Annotated in this window: 17 protein-coding genes and 1 pseudogene; 10 read left to right on the forward strand and 8 right to left on the reverse strand. The window is 62.2% G+C overall.

What is annotated here, in order from left to right; all coding sequences use genetic code 11:
* Positions 1-4 precede the first annotated feature (4 nt).
* Genes OLZ32_RS36060 through OLZ32_RS36085 form a run of 6 tightly spaced genes read right to left on the reverse strand, consistent with a single transcriptional unit; the run spans position 5 to position 7,011 of the window.
* Positions 5-1,519: a hydrogenase large subunit gene (locus tag OLZ32_RS36060; RefSeq protein WP_264425154.1), complete on the reverse strand. Its 1,515-nt coding sequence runs from the start codon at positions 1,517-1,519 to the stop codon at positions 5-7.
* A 12-nt stretch (positions 1,520-1,531) separates the two neighbouring features.
* Positions 1,532-2,995 carry a hydrogenase 4 subunit F gene (locus tag OLZ32_RS36065; RefSeq protein WP_017992149.1) on the reverse strand — a complete coding sequence of 488 codons (1,464 nt, stop codon included), beginning with the start codon at positions 2,993-2,995 and terminating at the stop codon, positions 1,532-1,534.
* Complete coding sequence (locus tag OLZ32_RS36070; protein ID WP_003548927.1) at positions 2,992-3,657, reverse strand: hydrogenase-4 component E; 666 nt, start codon at positions 3,655-3,657, stop codon at positions 2,992-2,994. Before OLZ32_RS36070 ends, OLZ32_RS36065 begins: the two co-directional genes overlap by 4 nt.
* Positions 3,657-4,613, reverse strand: coding sequence for a respiratory chain complex I subunit 1 family protein (locus OLZ32_RS36075; protein WP_017992147.1), 957 nt, complete (start codon positions 4,611-4,613; stop codon positions 3,657-3,659). The genes OLZ32_RS36070 and OLZ32_RS36075 overlap by 1 nt, the downstream gene beginning before the upstream one ends.
* A complete protein-coding gene (hyfB, locus tag OLZ32_RS36080) occupies positions 4,604-6,625 on the reverse strand; it encodes a hydrogenase 4 subunit B (protein WP_264425157.1) in 2,022 nt (673 codons plus the stop codon). The genes OLZ32_RS36075 and hyfB overlap by 10 nt, the downstream gene beginning before the upstream one ends.
* Positions 6,622-7,011 carry a helix-turn-helix domain-containing protein gene (locus tag OLZ32_RS36085; protein ID WP_264425186.1) on the reverse strand — a complete coding sequence of 130 codons (390 nt, stop codon included), beginning with the start codon at positions 7,009-7,011 and terminating at the stop codon, positions 6,622-6,624. The genes hyfB and OLZ32_RS36085 overlap by 4 nt, the downstream gene beginning before the upstream one ends.
* A 223-nt stretch (positions 7,012-7,234) precedes the next feature.
* On the opposite strand from OLZ32_RS36085, the pseudogene OLZ32_RS36090 reads away from it, so the two are divergent.
* Positions 7,235-7,473: pseudogene (locus OLZ32_RS36090) on the forward strand (thiolase family protein); the annotation flags it as partial.
* A 25-nt stretch (positions 7,474-7,498) separates the two neighbouring features.
* Here OLZ32_RS36090 and OLZ32_RS36095 read toward each other — a convergent pair.
* Positions 7,499-7,735 (reverse strand): hypothetical protein, encoded by a 237-nt coding sequence (locus tag OLZ32_RS36095; RefSeq protein WP_017992143.1) that lies wholly within the window; start codon positions 7,733-7,735, stop codon positions 7,499-7,501.
* 160 nt (positions 7,736-7,895) lie between these two features.
* Here OLZ32_RS36095 and OLZ32_RS36100 point away from each other — a divergent pair, with 160 nt between their 5' ends.
* The 9 genes from OLZ32_RS36100 to ligD all read left to right on the forward strand — a co-directional run bounded on the left by OLZ32_RS36100 (position 7,896) and on the right by ligD (position 20,264).
* Entirely contained in the window at positions 7,896-9,110 is a 1,215-nt protein-coding gene (locus tag OLZ32_RS36100; RefSeq protein ID WP_017992142.1) for an MFS transporter, read from the forward strand.
* A gap of 442 nt (positions 9,111-9,552) precedes the next feature.
* Positions 9,553-12,150, forward strand: a complete 2,598-nt coding sequence (locus OLZ32_RS36105) for a peptidoglycan-binding protein (protein ID WP_264425160.1) — start codon at positions 9,553-9,555, stop codon at positions 12,148-12,150.
* The gene (locus OLZ32_RS36110; protein ID WP_264425162.1) at positions 12,147-14,183 is read left to right on the forward strand and encodes a caspase family protein; all 2,037 of its coding nucleotides are present in this window, start codon (positions 12,147-12,149) and stop codon (positions 14,181-14,183) included. Before OLZ32_RS36105 ends, OLZ32_RS36110 begins: the two co-directional genes overlap by 4 nt.
* A complete protein-coding gene (locus OLZ32_RS36115) occupies positions 14,170-14,610 on the forward strand; it encodes a hypothetical protein (protein ID WP_026160326.1) in 441 nt (146 codons plus the stop codon). Before OLZ32_RS36110 ends, OLZ32_RS36115 begins: the two co-directional genes overlap by 14 nt.
* A complete protein-coding gene (locus OLZ32_RS36120; protein ID WP_017992139.1) occupies positions 14,607-15,197 on the forward strand; it encodes a DUF4760 domain-containing protein in 591 nt (196 codons plus the stop codon). The genes OLZ32_RS36115 and OLZ32_RS36120 overlap by 4 nt, the downstream gene beginning before the upstream one ends.
* A gap of 115 nt (positions 15,198-15,312) precedes the next feature.
* Positions 15,313-16,107 (forward strand): SDR family NAD(P)-dependent oxidoreductase, encoded by a 795-nt coding sequence (locus OLZ32_RS36125; protein ID WP_003548952.1) that lies wholly within the window; start codon positions 15,313-15,315, stop codon positions 16,105-16,107.
* Positions 16,108-16,209: 102 nt separating this feature from the next.
* Entirely contained in the window at positions 16,210-18,366 is a 2,157-nt protein-coding gene (gene glgX / locus OLZ32_RS36130; RefSeq protein ID WP_003548953.1) for a glycogen debranching protein GlgX, read from the forward strand.
* A gap of 15 nt (positions 18,367-18,381) precedes the next feature.
* Positions 18,382-19,389 carry a DNA topoisomerase IB gene (locus OLZ32_RS36135; protein WP_017992137.1) on the forward strand — a complete coding sequence of 336 codons (1,008 nt, stop codon included), beginning with the start codon at positions 18,382-18,384 and terminating at the stop codon, positions 19,387-19,389.
* Positions 19,386-20,264: a non-homologous end-joining DNA ligase gene (gene ligD / locus OLZ32_RS36140; RefSeq protein ID WP_264425166.1), complete on the forward strand. Its 879-nt coding sequence runs from the start codon at positions 19,386-19,388 to the stop codon at positions 20,262-20,264. Before OLZ32_RS36135 ends, ligD begins: the two co-directional genes overlap by 4 nt.
* A 73-nt stretch (positions 20,265-20,337) precedes the next feature.
* Here ligD and OLZ32_RS36145 read toward each other — a convergent pair whose 3' ends face one another.
* Positions 20,338-21,063, reverse strand: a complete 726-nt coding sequence (locus tag OLZ32_RS36145) for a glutathione S-transferase (RefSeq protein ID WP_264425168.1) — start codon at positions 21,061-21,063, stop codon at positions 20,338-20,340.

A 21,063-nucleotide genomic window follows, 5' to 3' on the forward strand; every position in this document is an offset into this window, starting at 1 on the left:
GCCTTCAGAGATCGTGACCGGAATAGGAACAGTTGAACGACTTGTTGCAGAGCGGAAAGTCCGCGACGATATTTCCTTCGATCGCGGCCTCCAGCAGTGGCCATTGAAACCAGGATGGATCGCGCAAATGGCAGCGTTCGATCCTACTCTCCCGAGTCAGCCGCAGCCAGACCAGAACGTCGCCGCGAAAGCCTTCGACGAGCGCCATGCCCTCCCGGCTCTCATTGATGAAGGGGATATCCCTCACGATCGGACCATCCGGCAACCGGTCAAGGATCTGGCCCAGCAGGGATAGGCTCTGCTCGACTTCGCGAATGCGGATCCAGACGCGGGCATTGACATCGCCCTCGTTCAGCACCGGAACCTCGAATGAAAGCTGATCATAGGGCGGGTAACGCAGGACATCCCGTGCGTCGAAACCGCGCCCGGAGGCGCGTCCGACATAACCGCCGGCACCATATTGGCGGGCGAGCTCGCCTCGCAGCCTGCCGGTTCCGACCGTTCGGTCCTGAAGCGAGGCCGTGTTGTCATAGAGTTCCACCAAGGCCGGCAATTTTCGGTGGATTTCATCAAGCAGGGTCTTCAGGCTGGCGCGTCCATCTTCGCTGAGGTTGACTGCAACACCGCCGGGGAGGATGCGGTCGCGCATCAACCGGTGGCCGAAGGCAGTCTCGGCCGCGCGAAGCACACCTTCGCGCAGCACGCCGCAATGGGCCAGCATCAACGAAAACGCGGCATCGTTGCAGATGGCGCCAATATCGCCGAGATGGTTGGCGAGCCGCTCCAGTTCGGTCATCAGGGCCCGCAGCCATACCGCGCGGGGCGGGACGACAAGCCCGGCCGCAGCCTCCGCTGCCTGAGCAAAAGCATAGGCATAGGCGACCGTGCTGTCGCCGGACGTCCGCCCGGCGAGCTGCGCTCCGCGGAGCAGGTCCGCTCCGACCATCAGCGCCTCGATCCCCTTGTGGACATATCCGAGACGTTCTTCGAGACGGACGACCGTTTCGCCGTTGGCCGTGAAACGAAAATGCCCGGGCTCGATGATGCCGGCATGCACCGGGCCGACCGGGATCTGATGCAGACCGTCACCCTCCGCACGCAGGAAGGTGTAGGGATAGGGCTCTGCCAGGGTTGCCGCCCGCTCGCCAAGCGGGTGGCGCAGATCCCAGCGTCCATGATCGAGCCATGGGCGGATATCCGGCAGATCCTGCGGCTCCAATCCGGTAAGGTCGCGGATTGCCCGCTCCAGCCGCAGCGCGGGTGGATGATGCCGCGCAACGGAGGGATATCCATCCGCCAGCCCTTCAAGGCTGATGACCGCGATCGAGCCGGCGGATTCATCGAGGAGGGCCATGTGAACTGCGTGCTCCTCTCCCCAAAGGCCGAGCAAGGTCAACCGCCCTTTCGCGAGCTCTAGTGTCGCCGATGCCCATACCGCCGGATCGACGACGCGGCGCGGCCATGGCGCGTGATGTTGAACCGACACCCCCTTCTCAATCAGATCGCTCAGCACCGACATCTTTTCCCCGCATCATCGAAGAAGGTTGGCGATATGCTGGAACCAGGCGACCAGCGGCGGCGGCAGATAGACGCCGGCGACGAGCACCAGCGCGAGATGGGCATACATCGGCAGGTAGGACGCCTGGGCCGGCGCCGTGCTGCCGCGCGGCTGGCCGAAGACGGCCCCCGTCAGTCTGAGCAGTAGGGCGCCGAATGCGACCAGCAACCCGAAGACCAGCGGAATGGCAAGCAGCGGCTGCTTGGCGAAGGTCGAGCTGACGATCAGGAACTCGCTCATGAATATCCCCGCCGGCGGCAGGCCGGCGATAGCGATGACACCGGTGAGCAGACCCCAACCAAGCCCCGGATGCGTTTCGCTCAGGCCGCGGATGGCGGAGAGCCTCTGCGTTCCTTTGACCTGGGCGATATGGCCGACGGCAAAGAAGATCGCCGATTTGGTCAGCGAATGCATGACCATGTGCAGCAGCCCGGCGAAATTGGCGATCGGCCCGCCCAGGCCGAAGGCAAAGACGATAATGCCCATATGCTCGATCGAGGAATAGGCGAACAGGCGCTTGATGTCGCGGCGACGGTAAAGCATGAAGGCGGCGAAGATCAGCGAGGCGAGGCCCATCGTCATCATCAGCGGTCCGGGAGCGAGCGCCTCGGGACTGGCCGACAGCAGCATCTTGAAGCGCAGCACGGCATAAAGCGCGACATTCAGGAGCAGGCCGGAAAGGACCGCCGAGATCGGTGTCGGCCCTTCGGCATGTGCGTCCGGCAGCCAGGCATGCAGCGGTGCGAGACCGACCTTGGTGCCGTAGCCGAGCAGCAGAAAGATGAAGGCGACGTTGAGGAGCGCCGGATCGAAGGCGGCGGCATGGTCGATCAGGATGGTCCAGACCATGGCGTCGTAACCTTCGCCCACCACCGGCTGCGCAGCCAGATAGACCAAAATGGTGCCGAAGAGCGCGAAGGCGATGCCGACGCTTCCCAGAATGAAATATTTCCAGGCGGCTTCGAGCGCTTCATGCGTGCGGTAGAGGCCGACCATCAGCACGGTGGTCAGCGTCGCAAGTTCGACGGCAACCCACATCAGGCCGATATTGTTCGACACGAATGCGAGATTCATACCGAACATCATGATCTGATACATGGCGTGGTAGAAGCGGATATTTGCCGATGTCAGCCGCCCGGTCTCCAGCTCGTGGGCGATGTAGCTGGCGCTGAAAACGCTGGTGGTGAAGCCGACGAAGGTGTTGAGGACGATGAAGACGATGTTGAGATCGTCGACGAGGAGATATTGTCCCGGTGCCGGGCGATCGGTCACGAACAGGCAAAGGGCGGCAAGCAGGGTCAGCAGGCTTGCAAGGACGTTCAGTCGCGCCGCCATCCGATAGCCGGGCAGCAGCGCCAGAAGGGCCGCCGCCGCAATCGGTATCAAGAGGACGGCCGTTACAGCATCGAGGGCCAGGACAGGGGAGAAAACGTTCATTTTCGCCTCCTTCCCTTGAAATCATCGAGCGCGCGGACATCGACGGTGTCGAACCGCTCGCGGATGCGGAACAGGAAAACGCCGATGACGATGAAGGCGATGAGGATCGAGAAGGCGACACTGATCTCGACCACCAGTGGCATGCCCTTGGCGCCGGTTGCGGCGAGCACTAGCCCGTTTTCCAGCGACATGAAGCCGACGACCTGGCTGACGGCATTGCGGCGGGTGACCATGATCAAAAGCCCGAGCAACAGCACCGAGAGGGCGAAGGCGAGATCCTCCCGCGCCAGCGGATCCGCCTCCGGCGTCACCCGCAGCATCACCGCCGTCGCCAGGGCGACCAGTCCGATCCCGGCGAGCATGGTTGGGCCGATGCCGACGACCGTCTCGATCTCGCGGTGGATGCCGAGCTGGCGGATCATGCGGTGGAGCACGACGGGAATGACGATGGCCTTGAAGACGAGGGCGATTGCTGCCGTTACATAAAGATGCGGCGCATCCTGGATGAAGGCCTGCCAGGCCACCGACAGCGTCAATATCAACGAGTGCAGGGCGAAGACGTTGAGCAGTGCGTAAAGACGGTCCTGATAGAGCATCATCATGCTGACCAGCACCAGACCGCCGGCGAACATATGGGCGATGTCGAAGACCGGTCCGTCCATCAAAGACTCCTCGACACGAACCGCAGAAGGGTGGCGAGCAGCGCGAGCATGAGTGCCGCGCCAAGGAATTCCGGCACGCGGAACACCCGCATCTTGGCCGTTGCGGTTTCAAACAGCGCAAGCAGCGCTCCGCCGGCCGCAAGCTTGGCGAGGTAGGCGAGCAGGCCGGCCAGATAGACGGCTGGGCCGGCGCCTAGGACGGCCAGCTTCCACGGCCCAAAAATGCAGGCGATCAGCGAGATGTAGAGCAACAGCTTGAGCGATGCCGCGAGCTCGATCATCGCGAGATGGCGCCCGGAATATTCGAGCACCATGGCTTCATGCACCATGGTGAGCTCCAGATGGGTCGCAGGGTTATCGACCGGAATACGGGCATTTTCGGCGATCGCGACCATGACCAAGGCAATCAGGGCGATCGCCAGGGAAACACGCAGGCCCACCTGCGATGAGGTCATGAAGGCGGCGATGGACGAAAGCTGGGTCGAACCGGCGATGAGGGCGAGGGTGAAGATGATGAGCAGCATCGAAGGCTCGGCGAGCGTCGCGATCATAACCTCGCGGCTCGATCCGATGCCGCCGAAGCTGGTGCCGACATCCATGCCGGCGAGTGTCAAGAAGAAGCGGGCGCTGCCGAGCAGCGCGACGATGGCGATCAGATCCGCGGTCCAGCTGAAGATGAGGCCGGTAGCGAAGGTGGGGATGATGGCGGCTGCGACCCACGTGACGGCGAAGATCAGATAGGGCGTCACCCTGAACAGCCAGGAGGCATTTTCGGCGAGCACCACCTCCTTGCGCAGAAGCCTCAGCAGGTCACGGTATGGCTGGATCACGGAAGGCCCCCGCCGACGCAGCAAGCGCGCCTTGATGAGGCGTATGAAGCCTGTCAGCAGCGGCGCAAGCAGCACGACGAGCGCCATCTGGAATGCCTGGACGAGAAGAGCTGTGATCAGGACCATAGCGCCAGCACCAGAAGCAGGAAGACGAGCGCGAGGAAGACCAGGCTCAGATAACGCCGGATCGTGAGAAACTGCAGGTGGTTGAGCTTTTCGGCCACAAATCCGACGGCGCCTGCGATCGGCAGGTAAAGCCCTTCCCAGATCAGATCATGTGTCTCGACGGCAAAATGCGCCGGACGGAGATCGCCGGGCGCCGGCATGTCGACCCGCTCGCGCGCCCGGAAGATCAGCGTGCCGAAAACGCGCCGGACGGGCTGGGCGAAGCTGCCGCCGCCATATTGCGTCATCGGATCGACCTCGGGGAAGCCGCAATCCCAGGCGGGCGCCCGGCGGAGCCGCCGCGAAGCGAAGCGGTGGATGAGATAGGCCGTCAGCGACGCCGAGAAGAGGGTGAACAGGAAGACCAGCAGGCCGTTGTAGGAACTGCGGCTTTCGGCGACCGGCACGATCGACAGCCACGGAATATCCGTCTGCACCGGCATCCGGTCACCGATCAGCGACAGCGTCACCGGCGCAAGGCCGTCGATGACGATCCCCGGCAGGATGCCGGCGAAAAGGCAGAGCGCTGCCAATACGGACATTGCCGCATGCGAGAAGCGGTCGACTTCCAGCGCCTGTTCGGCGACGACGGTTCGGGGACGGCCGAGGAAGATGACGCCGAATGCCTTGACGAAACAGGCGGCAGCCAGCGCCGCCGACAAGGCGAGTAGCCCGCCCACCGCCGGCACCAGGATCTTCAGGCCCCATTGCGGCAAGGCAGGGCTTTGCAGGATCGCCTGGAATGCCAGCCATTCGGAAACGAAGCCGTTGAACGGCGGCAGGGCGGAGATCGCGACGCAGCCGATGAGGAAAAGGAAGCTGGTGACCGGCATGCGGTGGATGAGGCCACCCAGCTTGTCCATGTCCCGCTCGCCCGTTGCCGTCAGTACCGCGCCGGCGCCGAAGAAGAGCAGGCTCTTGAAGAAGGAATGATTGAGAGCGTGAAACAGCGCGGCCGTCAGCGCCAGTGCGGCCGCCAGATCCATGCCGTTCGCCTTGAAGGCGAGCGCCAGGCCGAGGCCTACGAATATCACGCCGATATTCTCGATCGTACTATAGGCAAGCAGACGTTTGAGATCCCTCTCCATCATCGCATGCAGGATACCCAGCACAGCCGTGCCACCGCCGAGCACAAGGACGATGACGCCCGACCACCATGTCGGCGCGCCGATCAGGTCGAAAATCACGCGGATGAACGCATAGACGGCGACCTTGGTCATGACGCCGCTCATCAGTGCCGAAACATGGCTCGGCGCAGCCGGATGTGCCAGCGGCAGCCAGACATGCAACGGCACGAGGCCGGCCTTGGAACCGGCGCCGAGCAGCAGCAGGATGAGCACGAGACCAGCCGTGAACGGCGCATGTTCGGACATCCGCATGGCGGCAAAACCATAGTTTCCGTCAGCCCCGGCAAGCAGCCCGAAGGCAAGCAGGAGCGCGAGCGTGCCGAAGCTCGCCATGACGATATAGAGATAGCCGGCCTTGCGGTTGCCGGCGTCGCGATGATGGGCCATCACCATCGCCCAGGACGCGAGCGACATGAACTCCCAGGAAATGAGGAAGGTGAAGGCATCATCGGCCATGATCACAAGGTTCATGCCGGCGAGAAAAGCCGGAAAGAACGGCAGCACCCGATGCGGCGCGTGTTCGTGACGGCCGTAGCCGAGACCGTAGAGGCCGGAGAGCGCGCCGCCGAGGTTGACGATCACAAGGAACAAGGCCGCAAGCGCATCGATCCGGAAGTGGCTTCCGAGCCATGGCAGGCCGAGAGGAAGGACAAGCGCCGACGCTTCGGCGGCAGGGAGAGCCGTGGCCAGATAGGCGAACGCAATAACGAAAGCGATGACGGAGAAAACCAGGCTTGCACCGTAGATGATAGGCGTGGACGGGGCCGAACGGGCGATCGGCACGGCGAGCACAGCCATCCCAAGCTGCGCGGCCACACATGACAACAGGATAGAAACCGATGTCACGGATCATCCCTCGCTGCAGGAAAGGGCCCTGATGGCTCCGTCGCTCCGCTCTTTGATGGCTTGAGTTTCGCCCTGAGCCTGACCCCTCGCCCACCATCCGTGCTGACGGTTCCCTCGTTGATCACCTCGACACCGGCGCTTTCCAACGCGGCCAGTAAACGCATCAGCGAGTCGACATTGCCGCGCACGACATCGGCGCTCGCCTCCATGCGCTGAATTGTCGGGACAGAAATTCCCGCCAATTCGGCCAGTTGGCGCTGGTCGATACCGAGAAGGGCCCGGGCGGCCCGTATCTGAGCGGCGGTGATCACGATTGAAACATCGCTTATCTTGCGCAAACTCTGATAATTGACTCCTATGATGTGCTTATTGATGTCTGAAATCAACATTCTGATGCGTCAGCCTCGTTTTGACATGAACCGCTGCTTGTTAAGCCCACCCGGCTGAGAGTAAGTAGAATGTCGTTTTCACACACCCAAGAGCCGTTCGTGGCCGACCAGCGCCGATATGTGCAGTCAGCCGTTGCTGCCCTCGATGACGAGTTAGGCCGCTCGAGCGTGTCGGCAGCGGAACAGTCTGCCGTCATCGCGCCAAGAAAATATTCTCGCAGGCGTCGATTCGATGCCGGAGACCGGCGAGAACGTCGCCGAGGACTATCAGTCAGCCGCGAGGATCAGTATGCCTTCGCCGTGCGAAGCCAGGCGAAGGCCGCTGTCGCGCAGGCGAGCGGACGGCTGGCGAAGGAGATCACGTCGGTGACCATCCCGCGGCGCAAGGGCGCTCCCGTTGTCGTCGACAAGGACGAGCATCCGCGTGCAACGACGATGGAGGCACCCAGCGCGACCGGGCGATCTGCACGGCCGATGAAAACAATCACGCACTTTCAGTGAGCGAGAATTCAGGCAACTCCAGCAACGGCATCGAACCACGCACCAAACGCAGGAAATCGCGGACCGGAGATTTCTCGAGCGCACGCGGAAAATAGATCGCGCCCGATTCTTGTACCCGACCGTGGTCCTCGAACATCACCGGTCTGATCCCGAACCCATCGAATAATTTCGCAAAGCCGCTGGAGGCGGCCATCACCAGCGGCGAACCCTGCATGATCAACAGAGCCCCGATAGTGCCATTGCCGGCTCGACATTAAAAAAAGATGTGAGTGCGCTGTCGAATCCGCCGCGGCCCAAACGTCTTGAGATCGCGGGCGCGAAATGCGGTAGGCTTGCCGCATGCGTCGCGATCACTCTGTCGGCATGGAGGTTATGAAGCCATGGGTGTTTCCTATCGTTGGGTCATCGTCGCTGCGGGCGCATTGATGACATGCGTTGCGCTCGGCGCGATGTTCTCTCTGGCGATTTTCCAGGAGCCGATCGCAACGGCGACCGGCTGGTCGCATGTCGGCATAGCGAGCGCGATGACGCTGAACTTCATCGTCATGGGTTTCGGCGGCTTCTTCTGGGGGGCGGCAAGCGACCGCTTCGGCCCGCGCATCGTCGTGATGATCGGCTCCGTGCTGCTCGGCCTGGCGCTGGTCCTGGCGAGCCGGGCCGAGACCCTGCTGCAGTTCCAGCTGACCTACGGCATCCTCGTCGGGCTGGCGGCAAGCACATTTTTCGCGCCGATGATCGCGGCGACGACCGCCTGGTTCGACGAAAACCGCGGCCTTGCGGTGTCGCTGGTCTCCGCCGGCATGGGCGTCGCGCCGATGACCATCTCACCCTTCGCGCGTTGGCTGATCTCGGCCTATGAATGGCGGCCGGCCATGCTGATCATCGGCGTTGCCGCCTGGGTGCTGCTGGTGCCGGCCGCGCTGCTGGTCAAGCGCCCGCCGGCTGAGACCCCTGACACCGGAACCACGTTCGCGGCCGACGGCGCCCGGCCGCAGCTGTCGAAAGTCTTTCGATCGCCGCAATTCATCGTGCTTGGCCTGACCTTCTTCGCCTGCTGTGCGGCGCATTCCGGGCCGATCTTCCACATGGTGAACTATGCGACGATCTGCGGCGTCGCACCGATGGCGGCCGTCAGCATCTACAGCGTCGAAGGCCTGGCGGGATTGGGCGGCCGGCTGCTCTATGGCAGCCTTGCCGACAGGATCGGGGTGAAGCCGGTGCTGGTCGCCGGCCTGCTGGTGCAGGCGGCAGCACTGGCGACCTATCTCTTGGTCAGCCAACTCGGCGAATTCTACGCGCTCGCCATCGTCTTCGGCAGCGCCTATGGCGGTGTCATGCCGCTCTATGCCGTGCTGGCGCGGGAATATTTCGGGCCGCGCATCATCGGCACCGTCTTCGGGGCGGCAACGATGCTCTCCAGCCTCGGCATGGCGTTCGGCCCTCTGATTGGCGGCTGGATATTCGACACCTTCGCCAACTATTCCTGGCTGTTCATCGGCTCGGCAATGGTCGGGCTGGCGGCCGCGGCGATAGCGCTGGCATTCCCGCCTCTCGCCCGCCAAAAGCCGCAGCCGGCCTTTGGTATGGCGCCGTAACAGGCGCCATACCAATCCTTGCGGGCGGTATCGAGAGTGGACGTTGGTGACGACGCCCACTCAAAGGTTTCGCATCGTCGCATTTGCCGCAAAATCGCGAACGCCGCAGGCGGCACGTTTGCCTCCGCCGTAACAAATGGACGAGGACCAGCCGAACCGCAATCATTCGCATCCGCTGGTTTGTGTGCCATTCTGGATGTTGAAAGAACAAAGCGTTGCAAGGCAAGGAATAACTTGATGCCGGCGAAAACCGATCTCGTATTGGTGTAGTAGTGGACGCTGCGGCGACGCGCTCTGCTAGGGTGGTAACGGGTAAGACGCACCAGTCCTTAAATATTCACTTGAGGAACCCTCAGTTCTTCGGCAGTATACTCTTTATTAACTTTTGGCTGGGGGCCATGCTGCAGCAATGAGGGTAATAGGGATTGCTCTGGCATGTATCATGTTGCTGTCGCAGCCGGCTCTGGCGCAGTCTCCACTCGACATCATCAGGAGCTTGACCGACGGCGTCACGCGTGATTCCGCGCCGCCAGATGCTGGCAGCCGACCGTCTAAACCGATACCGACTCTCCGGTCACAGCTGACAAGATCGCAAGTGCAACGCCTGCAGCGTGCCCTGGAAGCACTCGGTTACTATCATGGTCCGATCGACGGAGATGCCGGGGCCGAGACGTGGAGTTCGGTGGTAGCGTGGGCACGCGACCGGGGATGGGAGGCTCCAACAACCCTCCGTGTCGCGCATCTCAATTCCCTGGAAGCTGAACGCGTGCAGGGACAGGTTGCGGAACAGGATCGTCCAAGCTCTGGTCCAGAAGATGGGACTGTTCGTCGCGTTCAAACGGCCCTCTCACGGCTCGGCTACTATTCGGGGCCGGTGAATGGGCAGGCAGACCAAGCGACCATGGCCGCGATGGCGGCCTGGGCGTCGGATCGGAGCTGGGAGGCGCCGGCATCGATCCGGGAGGCACATGCCGTCAACATGGAGGAGGAGCTTTCCCATAGGACAGGTCCGGTTGTCGGCGATGCGGCCTTACCACCGTGGCAGCCGGACGACACGGGGATCGGCAGCAAAGTCTGCGCCTCCACCGGCTACAGCAAAGTCTGCCTTCGTCTTGCCTGCGATGCCGAAGCCGGTGTGGTCCTTGATTTCGAAGAGGTGGCAGGCTACGCGACGCCGTCGGTCTCGAGCGCAGGACTGACGGTGGATCGGGGCCCTGAGGCAATGCTTCCTCTCGATGGCATCCGCAAGAGACCGGTCCTCGATGCCGGTCGCGATGCAGCGCTCATCGCCCGCCTTTCCTCCGGGCGGTCGCTGAACCTCAAGTTGGGGACATGGTCAATGTCCTTCGGTCTCGCGCAATTCGGCCCCGAGTACGACCGGGTTGGAAAGGCATGTGCTACCCTCCTCGCCAGGCTCCGTAGCGGCGAGGATCCCTTCCCTGGCCAGTTCTCCCGTCTCGCCGACGAACTGGCCGAGGCCACGGTGTCCGAAGGAACCTGGAGCTCGCAGCCGAATACGGATCTTGCCGGCAATGATATTCGACATGGGCTGGCCGATCCGCTTCTGCGTGGCCTGACGGAAGGCGAATGTATCGCGATCTGCTCGGAAACCGACATGTGCCGGGCCTATACGTTCAACCCGAGCGGCGGGGCATGTTTCCTGAAGTCCGCAAAGGGCTCGCCCAAACCCTATGCAGCCGCAAGGAGCGGCGTTTTCGATGGCCGGAAAGCGGGTTTAGCACCTCCACCCACCCGCGGTGCGGGACCGATCGTGGATGGAGCGGTGGGGTGGCACGAGGGCGAGCCGCTGGAAGGCTTTCAGGCCCGCGTGAAACAAGCTGCTCGCAGGCTCGGCGGGTCATGCGACGAGGAGAAGGAGACGCTCCGGCGCCTGGCCGAAAAATTCCAATGGACACTGCCGCATGAGGGACCGCTCCGCGCCGGAAACAGCTTTGCGATCGAGTGGTCGGGCAACACGCTCGAAGATCGCATACCGGTTTGGTTCATGGTCAAAGCAGAACAGCCCGTCCGTTTTAAAGGCAAGGGGCATGTGGCGTTGGGTCCTGCCGCGCCCAATCCGTTCGCGATAAAAACCGGTCTGGGCAAGACACGCGCCATGGTCGCCCTGGCGACGCGTGGCGCCGCAGCGAGTGGTTCAGTTTCAACCATTCCGCTGCAAGCCGGGCCTTTGAACCTATCCGTCTCATTGGTGGGCTATCTGCGCGCCTGCGAGGAGGAGATCGTTCTGAAGGAAGAGTCAGAGCGGCTCGACATCGCACCGGCGCCCGCCGAGATCGTCCTCAACACCGCCGAGGGCCGCGCGGCGTTCACACATAGCATCGATATCCCTAAATTCTCCCGCCGCATCCTCCTCAACGATACCCGCTTTCTTCTGCTGGATGCGGCAAGCGGGACGGAAATCGTCGAGCGGGCAGGCACACACCTGCAGATCTCGCCAACCCACCGCTTCATCGGCGTCGAGCATAATGGCCGGCTCGACATCGTCGACATGGTCGATGGGCATACGGCCGCGACGGCGGATGCCGGCGACCTTCGCTGGGCGCTCGGCGACAGTGTCGTCTTCACCACACTCGCGCCTTGGGCGGAGGTGAATTTTGCCTCCACCTTCGGCGATCATTTGCGCATACGGGAACAGATTACCGGGCCGTCTTGCTGCACCGCGGAACGCGGTCAAACGCGCGTGGCGATCGATCTGGAGAATGCCGCCTACGCCATCTGGGGTGGCGCCGGCTACCGCATTGGTGCGCTCCAGAACCCGGATTACGCCTCGATCGCGAATTCTTCCGGCGCTTACAGTTCGCAGGGGGCGAGACGATTCCCCTTCATCTTCACATGTTCTGGTCGCTTGGCATGGTGTCGCCCGTCAGCGTCGCTCGCGAATTCGATGTTGCCGGCGGCTTCAGGACGACCAGTACCTGGGAAGACTGGGAGGTCGCGGACGCCGACAGCCGCCGCCCCCGCGATTTTTCGGAGAGCCTGTCGCGCACACTGGGCAAAATCGAGCTTCAGGCAGTCATGATCGATACGGCCGTGGCATCGAGCGACCAAGGCTCCACCAGAGCCGGCAACGAAACGCCTCTCGCCGCCGCCTTGCCCGAACAACTCTTGCGCCTCGGCGTCGCGCTCGATCCAATGGTCGACGGTGAACGCCTCGTCGCGTCCTACGCCGCGGGTGAGAAAAACGCCCTCCACGCGCTTGATCGTGATCAGCGGCTGAAACGATCCGCAGAGGCGATGGGGCGCTTCCGCCGCGAGGCGGAGCGTGCGGGCTGGCGATTCGACTGGGCTCTGCCCGTCGGGGAGGAGGGTCCCATCTCCGACTGTGAACATCTTCTGCTCGGAGAATCCTCAAGCTCGGGGGGCACGGGCTCGCTGTCCGCGCCTCGCGATGTTGTCGAGGTCTCGACGGTCCGCACGTCTCGCGGCGCGGTATGGGTGGCGCGTGCGGAGTGTGTCGCGGGCGCGACGTTCGGAAGCCTCAGGCCCTATGCTGCCCTTTACGTCATGGATATCGCGCGCCCCGCGCCGGCGGCGAGTGCGGCACTTCAGGCGGAAGGCGCATTTTTCTTCGAAAACAATGCCCATCGTCTGTGGTACCAACACGCTTTTCGTATCAAAGCCAATGACGATCTGCTGCTGACCTATGCGCCCGGCAACGGCGTCATTACCGTGCGTGACCGCGCAACACAGAAGTTCCTCTGGATCGGCGAGAATCTTCCGAATGGCGACCTCCTCGTCAACGCCTGGTTGACGAAAGACCGTCGCCATGCGGTGCAACTTAATTCTGACGGCAACTTCTACATTCACGCCATTCTGGACGATAGGCAGTCGCTCCTGTCCGGGCGCATTGCCGACGACGAGATCGCGGTCTGGACCAAGGACTACTTTTACGACGCGACAGCCGAGGCCGCCGCCCTCATCGATCTGAAGTTTCCCGGTAGGGTTGGACAGTATAGTCTCGACCGGTTTGGCACAGCGCGCCTGGTCCCAGATCTGGCGCGCGCCGTTCTTGATCGAGGGCAGACGCCGCAGGCCGTCGCCGAGGTGGGCGTACCGCCGTCGTTGACAGGCGAGATCGCGCTCGAGGAAAACGGCAGTCGTGTACGAGCCATATTGCGCTTCGACCCGGCCGAGACGGTGCATATGTCCGTTTTTCAGGACGGTGTGCTGACCGGAACGGTTGATGCTGCCACCATCGGAAATGCAGTGTCGATCGAGAGGCTCAAGGACGCGCGTTGGGTGTCGGTCATCGGATTCAATTCTGCGGGCCTGGCGAGCCTCCCGGTATCGGCTGATCTCGGCGAGCCTCTTGCGCGCCGTGCGGTCACCCGCGCGCTCGTCATCGGCGTGAACACTTACGAGGATGAGCGCCTCCGTTCGCTCAATTACCCTCTGCGCGATGCAGGCACGGTGCTCGAAACGCTGACCGAGCCGCTTGGCAAGGAGCCACCGTTCCGCGGCGAGGCAGGGCCGAAGGACAGGCGTGCCACACCCGAGGCCATACTGGAGGCGACGGCGCGACTGCTGGACGGGCTGGCGCGCGGGGACCACGCGGTCCTGTTCCTGGCCGGCCATGGCATGCAGGATCGAATTGGACGTTTCTATTTCGCGACGTCGGCCACCGATCCAACGGATCTCGAAAACACAGCCTTGCCTTTCGACCGGCTGGCCGCGCTGTTCGAAAGAACCGAGGCGCGCATCACCATTCTTCTTGACGCCTGCCATTCTGGCGCGGCAGGGACCGGGGCTTTCACCACCAACGACGATCTCGCCAACAGCCTCGCCGCCCTTAGATCCAATCTCACCGTTCTCGCCGCCGCGAAGGGGCGACAGGAGTCGCTCGGGCGGCGCGAGGTCGGGGGCCTGTTCACCAACGCGATCGTTACCGTCCTTGGAAAGGAACGCGATCGTTATGACCACAATCACAATGGTCGCATAGAGGCCTCCGAACTGTATCGAGGCGTCAAGACGCTGGTTTTCGCGGCGAGCGACGGCAAGCAGACACCCTGGATCATCAACAGCCGACTGGTGGGAGACTATGCCCTCTTTTAGATTTCGCGACGCGTATAAAGCGGTTGCGGCCCTAACCGTTGCCATGCTGCTTCTCGCACCTGCCGCCGCCGGTGCCGCGTGCCTCATCTGCGACGAGGTCGTCGAGCTGGATGGAGTAAGGGCAAAATGCTTCCGTCAGGACTATGAAAAGTTTCTTTCAACCGCCCGGAGCGCGGAAACGAGCAATGCGGAGGTCGACCTCTCCGCCTGCGCCGGGGACGACGGACGCGAACGCCGCGGTCTTGATCGGATGCCCGGGCTATTACCGCCCGGCAGTGAATCCACCGCACGGAACCAGCGCGAGCTACGCTCGGTCTACATCTTCGACGAGGCAAGCCTTGTTTGCCTGAAGCGGTTGCTGGATGGGCACGAAGGCACGATCGATCCGTCGGTGCGGTTCGATCTGGTCGAGAATTGCAAGCCATGAGCCAGCCATCATCCAAGCGGCGGGTCGGGCTTTCTTTCTTCTACGTTTCGGATAACGGCTGGTCGCTTTTGAGCAGCATTGTCACCGTTGTCACCTTCGTCGGCGCGGTGGGGGGTATTTTTTGGGCAGTCTTCGAGTACCGCGAGAGCCAGGAGACCGAACGCACGAAATATACGCTCACTCTCATTGAGACCTGGGAAACGCAGGGCTATCGGCAAGCCTATGGTGAACTTCGTAAGTTCTACACGGCGTTTATCGAGACGGTCCCGCCCGCCGACAGGAGGACGGCTGAGACGAGCGGACACGCCAGGGACAACCTGCTGCAGTCCTTCAACCGTCGGATTGCGCAGGAGCCTGCGCGCCAGGAGCAGGTCAGGGAGGTCGTCTATTTCTTCAACCGGCTTGGTCTCTGCGTGAGCGCGTCGCTCTGCTCCAAGGAAACAACTGCAGTCTTCTTCAATGATACCGTGCAGTCTTTCCTTGATGCTTACGGCCCATATATCGAAAGCAGCAAGGAAACATTGCCAGGCCGGGGCGCGACACTTGTCGATCTCTCTCGGGAACTCAATCCTGCTGGTCGGGACTAGGCACCATGCCAGTCTCCCGCTTTCGTGCATTGCCCTTCGTCTATTTCCCCTGATAAGACTTCTCCTATTCGTTTCATCACCTATGTCCTTGGTTTTTCGGGAGGCAATCGTCGCCATGGTCGAACTCGCGCAATCGCTCGCATCCATCAAGCTGCCGGACCTGTCCGGCAAGGCCGTGCTGATCACCGGCGCCTCGACCGGGATCGGCGCGGCGCTTGCCCGCGCCTTTGCCGCGCAGGGGGCCAAGGTCGGAGTGCATTACAATGCCAGCCGTGAACCGGCGGAGAAGCTTGCAGAAGAGATCCGGGCTGCCGGCGGCACCGTGCATCTGATCCAGGGCGACGTGTCGAGGGAAGGCGAGACCGAGCGTGTCGTCGAGGAGACGGCGAAGACCTTCGGTCATCTCGACGGGCTCATCAACAATGCCGGCGGCATGCTGGGGCGCAAGCCGACCTCGGACTATACCGACGCGCATTACGCCGCGGTCATGGACCTCAACGCCCGCTCGGTGCTGGCGGCAACGCGTGCGGCGCATCCCTGGTTGAAGAAGCAGGGTGGCTTCATCATCAACACCACCTCGATCGCCGCGCGCAACGGCGGCGGCAATGGTGCGATCCTGTATGCGGCGTCCAAGGGCTTCGTCTCGACGATCACGCGTGGTCACGCCAAGGAATTCGTCGCCGACCGGATCCGCGTCAACGCGGTGGCGCCGGGTGTTATCGCGACACCTTTCCATGAGCGTTATACCAATGACGAGCAGATGGAGCTTCAGCGCAAGTCGATCCCGATGGGTTTTGTCGGCACGTCGGAAGATTGCGTCGGCGCCTATCTCTTCCTCGCCTCGCCGACGTTGTCGGGTTACATCACCGGCCAGATCATCGAGGTCAATGGCGGCCAGCTGATGCCGTGAACGCTTCGATCGGCGAGCAAGATCCCTCGCTTCCCGTTTAAAAAGGGAACTTTCGAACCGCCGTGACGTTTCCCGCTTGGTCTTTTCAGCAAGCGGGGCACCATGAGCTTTTCATTTTCGGAACTCGACTTCCTCAAGCCGGAGCTGGGAGCGGAGTATACGGGTTCCGGCACCCATTTTGCGGTATTCTCCGCCCATGCGGAACAGATGGAGCTCTGCCTCTTCTCGCCGGACGGAAAGAACGAGATCGCCCGGCTGCCGTTGCCGAAGCGCGAAGGCGACATCTGGTCGGGCTATATTGCCGGCGTCGGGCCGGGCACCGTCTACGGTTATCGCGCCCACGGCCCCTATGACCCGCAAGCCGGCCATCGCTTCAATCCGAACAAGCTCCTGCTCGACCCCTATGCCAAACAGGTGACGGGCGAGCTTAAATGGGACGACGCGCTGTTCGGCTACCAGATCGGTGAGGACGACCTTTCCTTCGACGAACGTGACAGCGCGCCCTTCACGGTCAAGGGCGTGGTGCAGGATCCGGACTTCGATTGGGCGGGTGAAGAGGCGATCCGCCGTCCCTGGCCCGACACCATCATCTATGAGGCGCATGTGCGCGGACTGACGATGACGCATCCGAAAGTGCCCGACCGGCTGCGCGGTACATTTCTTGGCATGTGCAGCGATCCGATCATCGACCATCTCGTCAAGCTCGGCATCTCGGCGATCGAGCTGCTGCCGATCCAGTATTTTCTCGACGATCGTTATCTCCTGGAAAACAACCTACGCAATTATTGGGGCTATCAGACACTCGGCTTCTTCGCGCCGCAATCTCGTTACATGTCCGGCGACAAGATCACCGAAATCAAGACCATGGTGAAGAAGTTCCATGCCGCCGGCATCGAAGTCATCATGGATGTGGTCTACAATCATACAGCCGAGGGCAGCGAGAAAGGACCGACGCTGTCCTTCCGCGGGCTCGACAATGCCAGCTATTACATTCTCTCCCCCGACGATCCGCGCCACACCTACGATACGACGGGCACCGGCAATACGCTGAATGCCGCCAATCCCATGGTGATGCGCATGGTGCTCGACAGCCTGCGCTATTGGGTCGGCGTCATGCATATCGACGGCTTTCGTTTCGACCTTGCCAGCACGCTCGGCCGCCAGGATATGGAATTCGACCGGCAGGGCCTGTTCTTCGGCGCCATCCGCCAGGATCCGATCCTTGCCGGTGTCAAGCTGATCGCCGAGCCCTGGGACGTGGGCGATGGCGGCTATCAGGTTGGCGGCTTTCCGCATCCCTTCCGTGAGTGGAACGACAAGTTTCGTGACGACGTGCGTCGCTTTTGGAAGGGCGATGGCGGCATGGTCTCGGAGATCTCGCAACGCATCACCGGCTCGGCGGTACAGTTCAACCACTCGGATCGCGGCGCGACCTCATCGATCAATCTGCTGTCGGCCCATGACGGCTTCACGCTGATGGACACGGTTTCCTTCGACGACAAGCACAATGACGCGAACGGCGAGGATAACCGGGACGGACATTCGGACAACCATTCGGACAACATGGGTGCCGAAGGCGTGACGGATAACGAGGACATCAACAGCCTTCGGGCGCGGCGGCGCCGCAACATGATGGCGACGCTGATGCTCTCCCAGGGCGTTCCGATGATCCTTGCAGGCGATGAGGTGGGCAACAGCCAGGGCGGCAACAACAACGCTTATTGCCAGGACAACGAGATCGGCTGGACGGATTGGTCGGGGCTCGACGACCCCTTTCTCGATTTCTGCCGGCAGGCCGTCGCCTTCCGAAAGGCCCATCCGGTCTTGCGGCAGGAGCGGTTCCTGACCGGAGAGACAGCCGAGGACGGGCGCATCGAGATCGCCTGGTACAAACCGGACGGCGGTTTCATGGACGATGGGGCCTGGAACGACGACGGTTTGCAGGTACTCGGCGTCTACGTCTCGAGGAGCGTGCATGCACCGGAGACCGAGGAGATGGACGACCTCTTCCTTGTCTTCAACGCCGGTGGCGATTGCGAGGTTCATCTGCCCGTGGTGAATGGGCTGAAACAGTGGTCGAGGGTTGTCGACACGGGCTCGGAGACGGATTCCTTCGAGGTGCGCGAGCCGGAGAATCCGGTCATCGTCTATGCCCAGAGCGTGGCGGTCTTCGCGCCGAAGGGACAAACCGAGCCGCCGAAAGGCGCGACAAAAGCCGAGCGTCGCCGCTGGTTCCAGTTCGGCCGCAGGAGCAAGTAGCGGGTCGCAGAGAACATGAATGCCGAAGCCATCACCGACCTTGGTCTCGTCTATGTCAGCGATACCGAACCAGGCATCCGCAGAAGAAGGAAGGGCAAGGGTTTCAGCTATGTCATGCCCGATGGCACGACCCTTGCCGACGAATTGCAGCGAGCGCGCATCGGCGCGCTCGGTTTGCCGCCGGCCTATGAGAATGTCTGGATCTGCCTCTACGACAACGGCCATCTGCAGGCGACAGGCTTCGACGCGCGCGGGCGCAAGCAATACCGTTACCACAAGGATTGGCAATCCTTCCGAAGCGCGGGGAAATTCCATCAGCTGATCGAGTTCGGCCAGGCGCTGCCCAAGATACGCCGCACCGTGCTGCGCCACCTCGACACCGGCGCGGAGGATGTGAACGGCGTGCTCGCGGCCCTGACGACGCTGCTCGACGAGGCGCACCTACGCGTCGGCAACCAGGCCTATGTCAGGGAGAACGGCACCTATGGCGCGACGACGCTGCTGAAGCGCCACCTGAAGATCGTCGACGGGCAGATCGAGCTGAAATTCCGCGCCAAGGGCGGCAAGCGTGTCCAGCGCAGCCTCAAGCACCCCAGGCTGCAGAAGATCCTGGAGGAGATAGCCGACCTGCCCGGCCGCCAACTCTTCGTTTGGAAGGATGAAAGCGGGGCACTGAAACCAATCGATTCCGGCCGGTTGAACGCCTATCTGGCCGAGATATCGGGGATTCCGATTTCGGCGAAGACCTTCCGCACCTGGGCCGGATCGCTGTCGGCCTTCGGTGTGGCGCGCGAGATGATCCTCAGCGGCGGCCGGCCGACGGTGAAGCAGATGGCGGAGGCCGCGGCCGAGGCGCTGCACAACACACCGGCGATCTCGCGCTCGAGCTATATTCATCCCGCGATCATCGCGCTCTCCGGCAACGATCATCCGCTGGTCGAGACTGGTAACGAGCCGCTACGGGGCTTGCGGGCCGAGGAAAACAGGCTACTTGATTTCCTCACAAGCGAGATCGAAGAATGAGCCCCAGACATCCGCCGGCATCTGATGTATCGCTGACCCATCCCGACCGGCTCTACTGGCCGGACGAGGGCGTGACCAAACAGGCGCTGGCGGATTACTACGCCGCGGTCTGGCCGTTCATGGCGCCTTATGTCGTCAATCGGCCCTTAGCATTGCTGCGCCTGCCGGACGGGATCAAAAGCCACCAGCGGTTTTTCCAGAAACATGCCTGGAAGGGCATGAACCCACATATCGAGGAGATCGCCGACCCGCAGGATGCGGACGGCGAAAAGCTGCTGCGCATCGCCGATTTCAATGGTCTCGTGGCGCTGGTGCAGTCAGCCGTGCTCGAAATTCATCCCTGGGGCGTTACGACCGACGATTGGGAAAAACCGGACATGATCACCATGGACCTCGATCCCGGCGAGGACGTGGCCTGGAGCGCTGTGATTTCAGCAGCGCTTGAGTTGAAGGCGCGGCTGGAGGCACGTGGGCTGGCCGCCTTCGTCAAGACGTCGGGCGGCAAGGGGCTGCATGTGGTCACGCCGCTCGCGCCGAAGGCCGGCTGGGCGGAGGTGAAGGATTTCGCCCATTCGCTGGCCGAAAGCATGTCGGCCGACGCGCCGGAGAAATATCTGGCAACGGCGACGAAGGCAAAGCGCAGTGGACATATCTACATCGATTATCTGCGCAACGGCCGCGGCAATACGGCGGTCGCGGCCTATTCGACGCGGGCACGATCGGGCGCGCCGGTTTCGATGCCGCTGGATTGGCCGGAATTGAGCGCTGTGAGTGGCCCCGCCGCTTTCACGCTCGGAAACATGCCGCGGCGATTGGAGACCCAGCCGAAAGACCCGTGGGGAAATTTCTTCGATGCGGCGGTGCCGCTCGAATGAACGGCTCTATCCCTTTGCTTTTACGCAATTCCCGGCAAAACCGCTTCGCGCTTTGCCGGGAATTGCTCTTAACTCAGCCCACACCGTCGAGCTCAGGATAATGCCTGAAAATCCCTTCCTCGTTGAAGGCGAGGCGGCGGGGGGAGGCGAGATAGCGGGCGATCTTCGGTCGCTTCGCCACCGCATCATGCAGAGCCAAGAGGCCGGGATATTCCGCCTTGCGCTTCGTCATGGCTTTCGGAAAGGCGTAATTCAGGCCCTCGATCACCTGGAAGAGCGAGAGGTCGACATAGGTGAGGGCATCACCGACCATATGGTTGGCGCCTTTCGGGTTCTGCCGCAGCACCCGCTCGAAATAACCGAGGAATTTTGGAATGCGGTCGCGGATGAAAGCGGCCGAGCGGGCTTTTGCCTCTGGCTTCTGGTCCTCGTAATAGAGCGACATGTCGATCGGGTGATGCGTATCGTGCGCTTCGGCGACGAAATCGGTGACGGTCAGCTGCAGGCCATTGACGACGTGGCGAAGGCCTTCATCCTTGGGCGCTAGGCCGAGCTTCGGACCGAGATAAAATAATATGTTGGCGACATGCGGGATAACGAGGTCGCCGTCCTTCAGGAAGGGCGGCGCGAAGGGTATGTGCGCTTCGCTTTCGCTCTCCATGATGTCGATCATGGCACCGGTCCCGCGCTCCGACTGGCGGGTGATGTTGATATAGTCGGCGCCGGCTTCTTCCAGCGCCAACCGCACGAATTCGCCGCGGCCTTGGATGCCGTCCCAATAATAAAGCTCGTATGCCAT

This window comes from Rhizobium acaciae, assembly GCF_025941625.1.
Classification (GTDB): Bacteria; Pseudomonadota; Alphaproteobacteria; order Rhizobiales; family Rhizobiaceae; genus Rhizobium; species Rhizobium acaciae.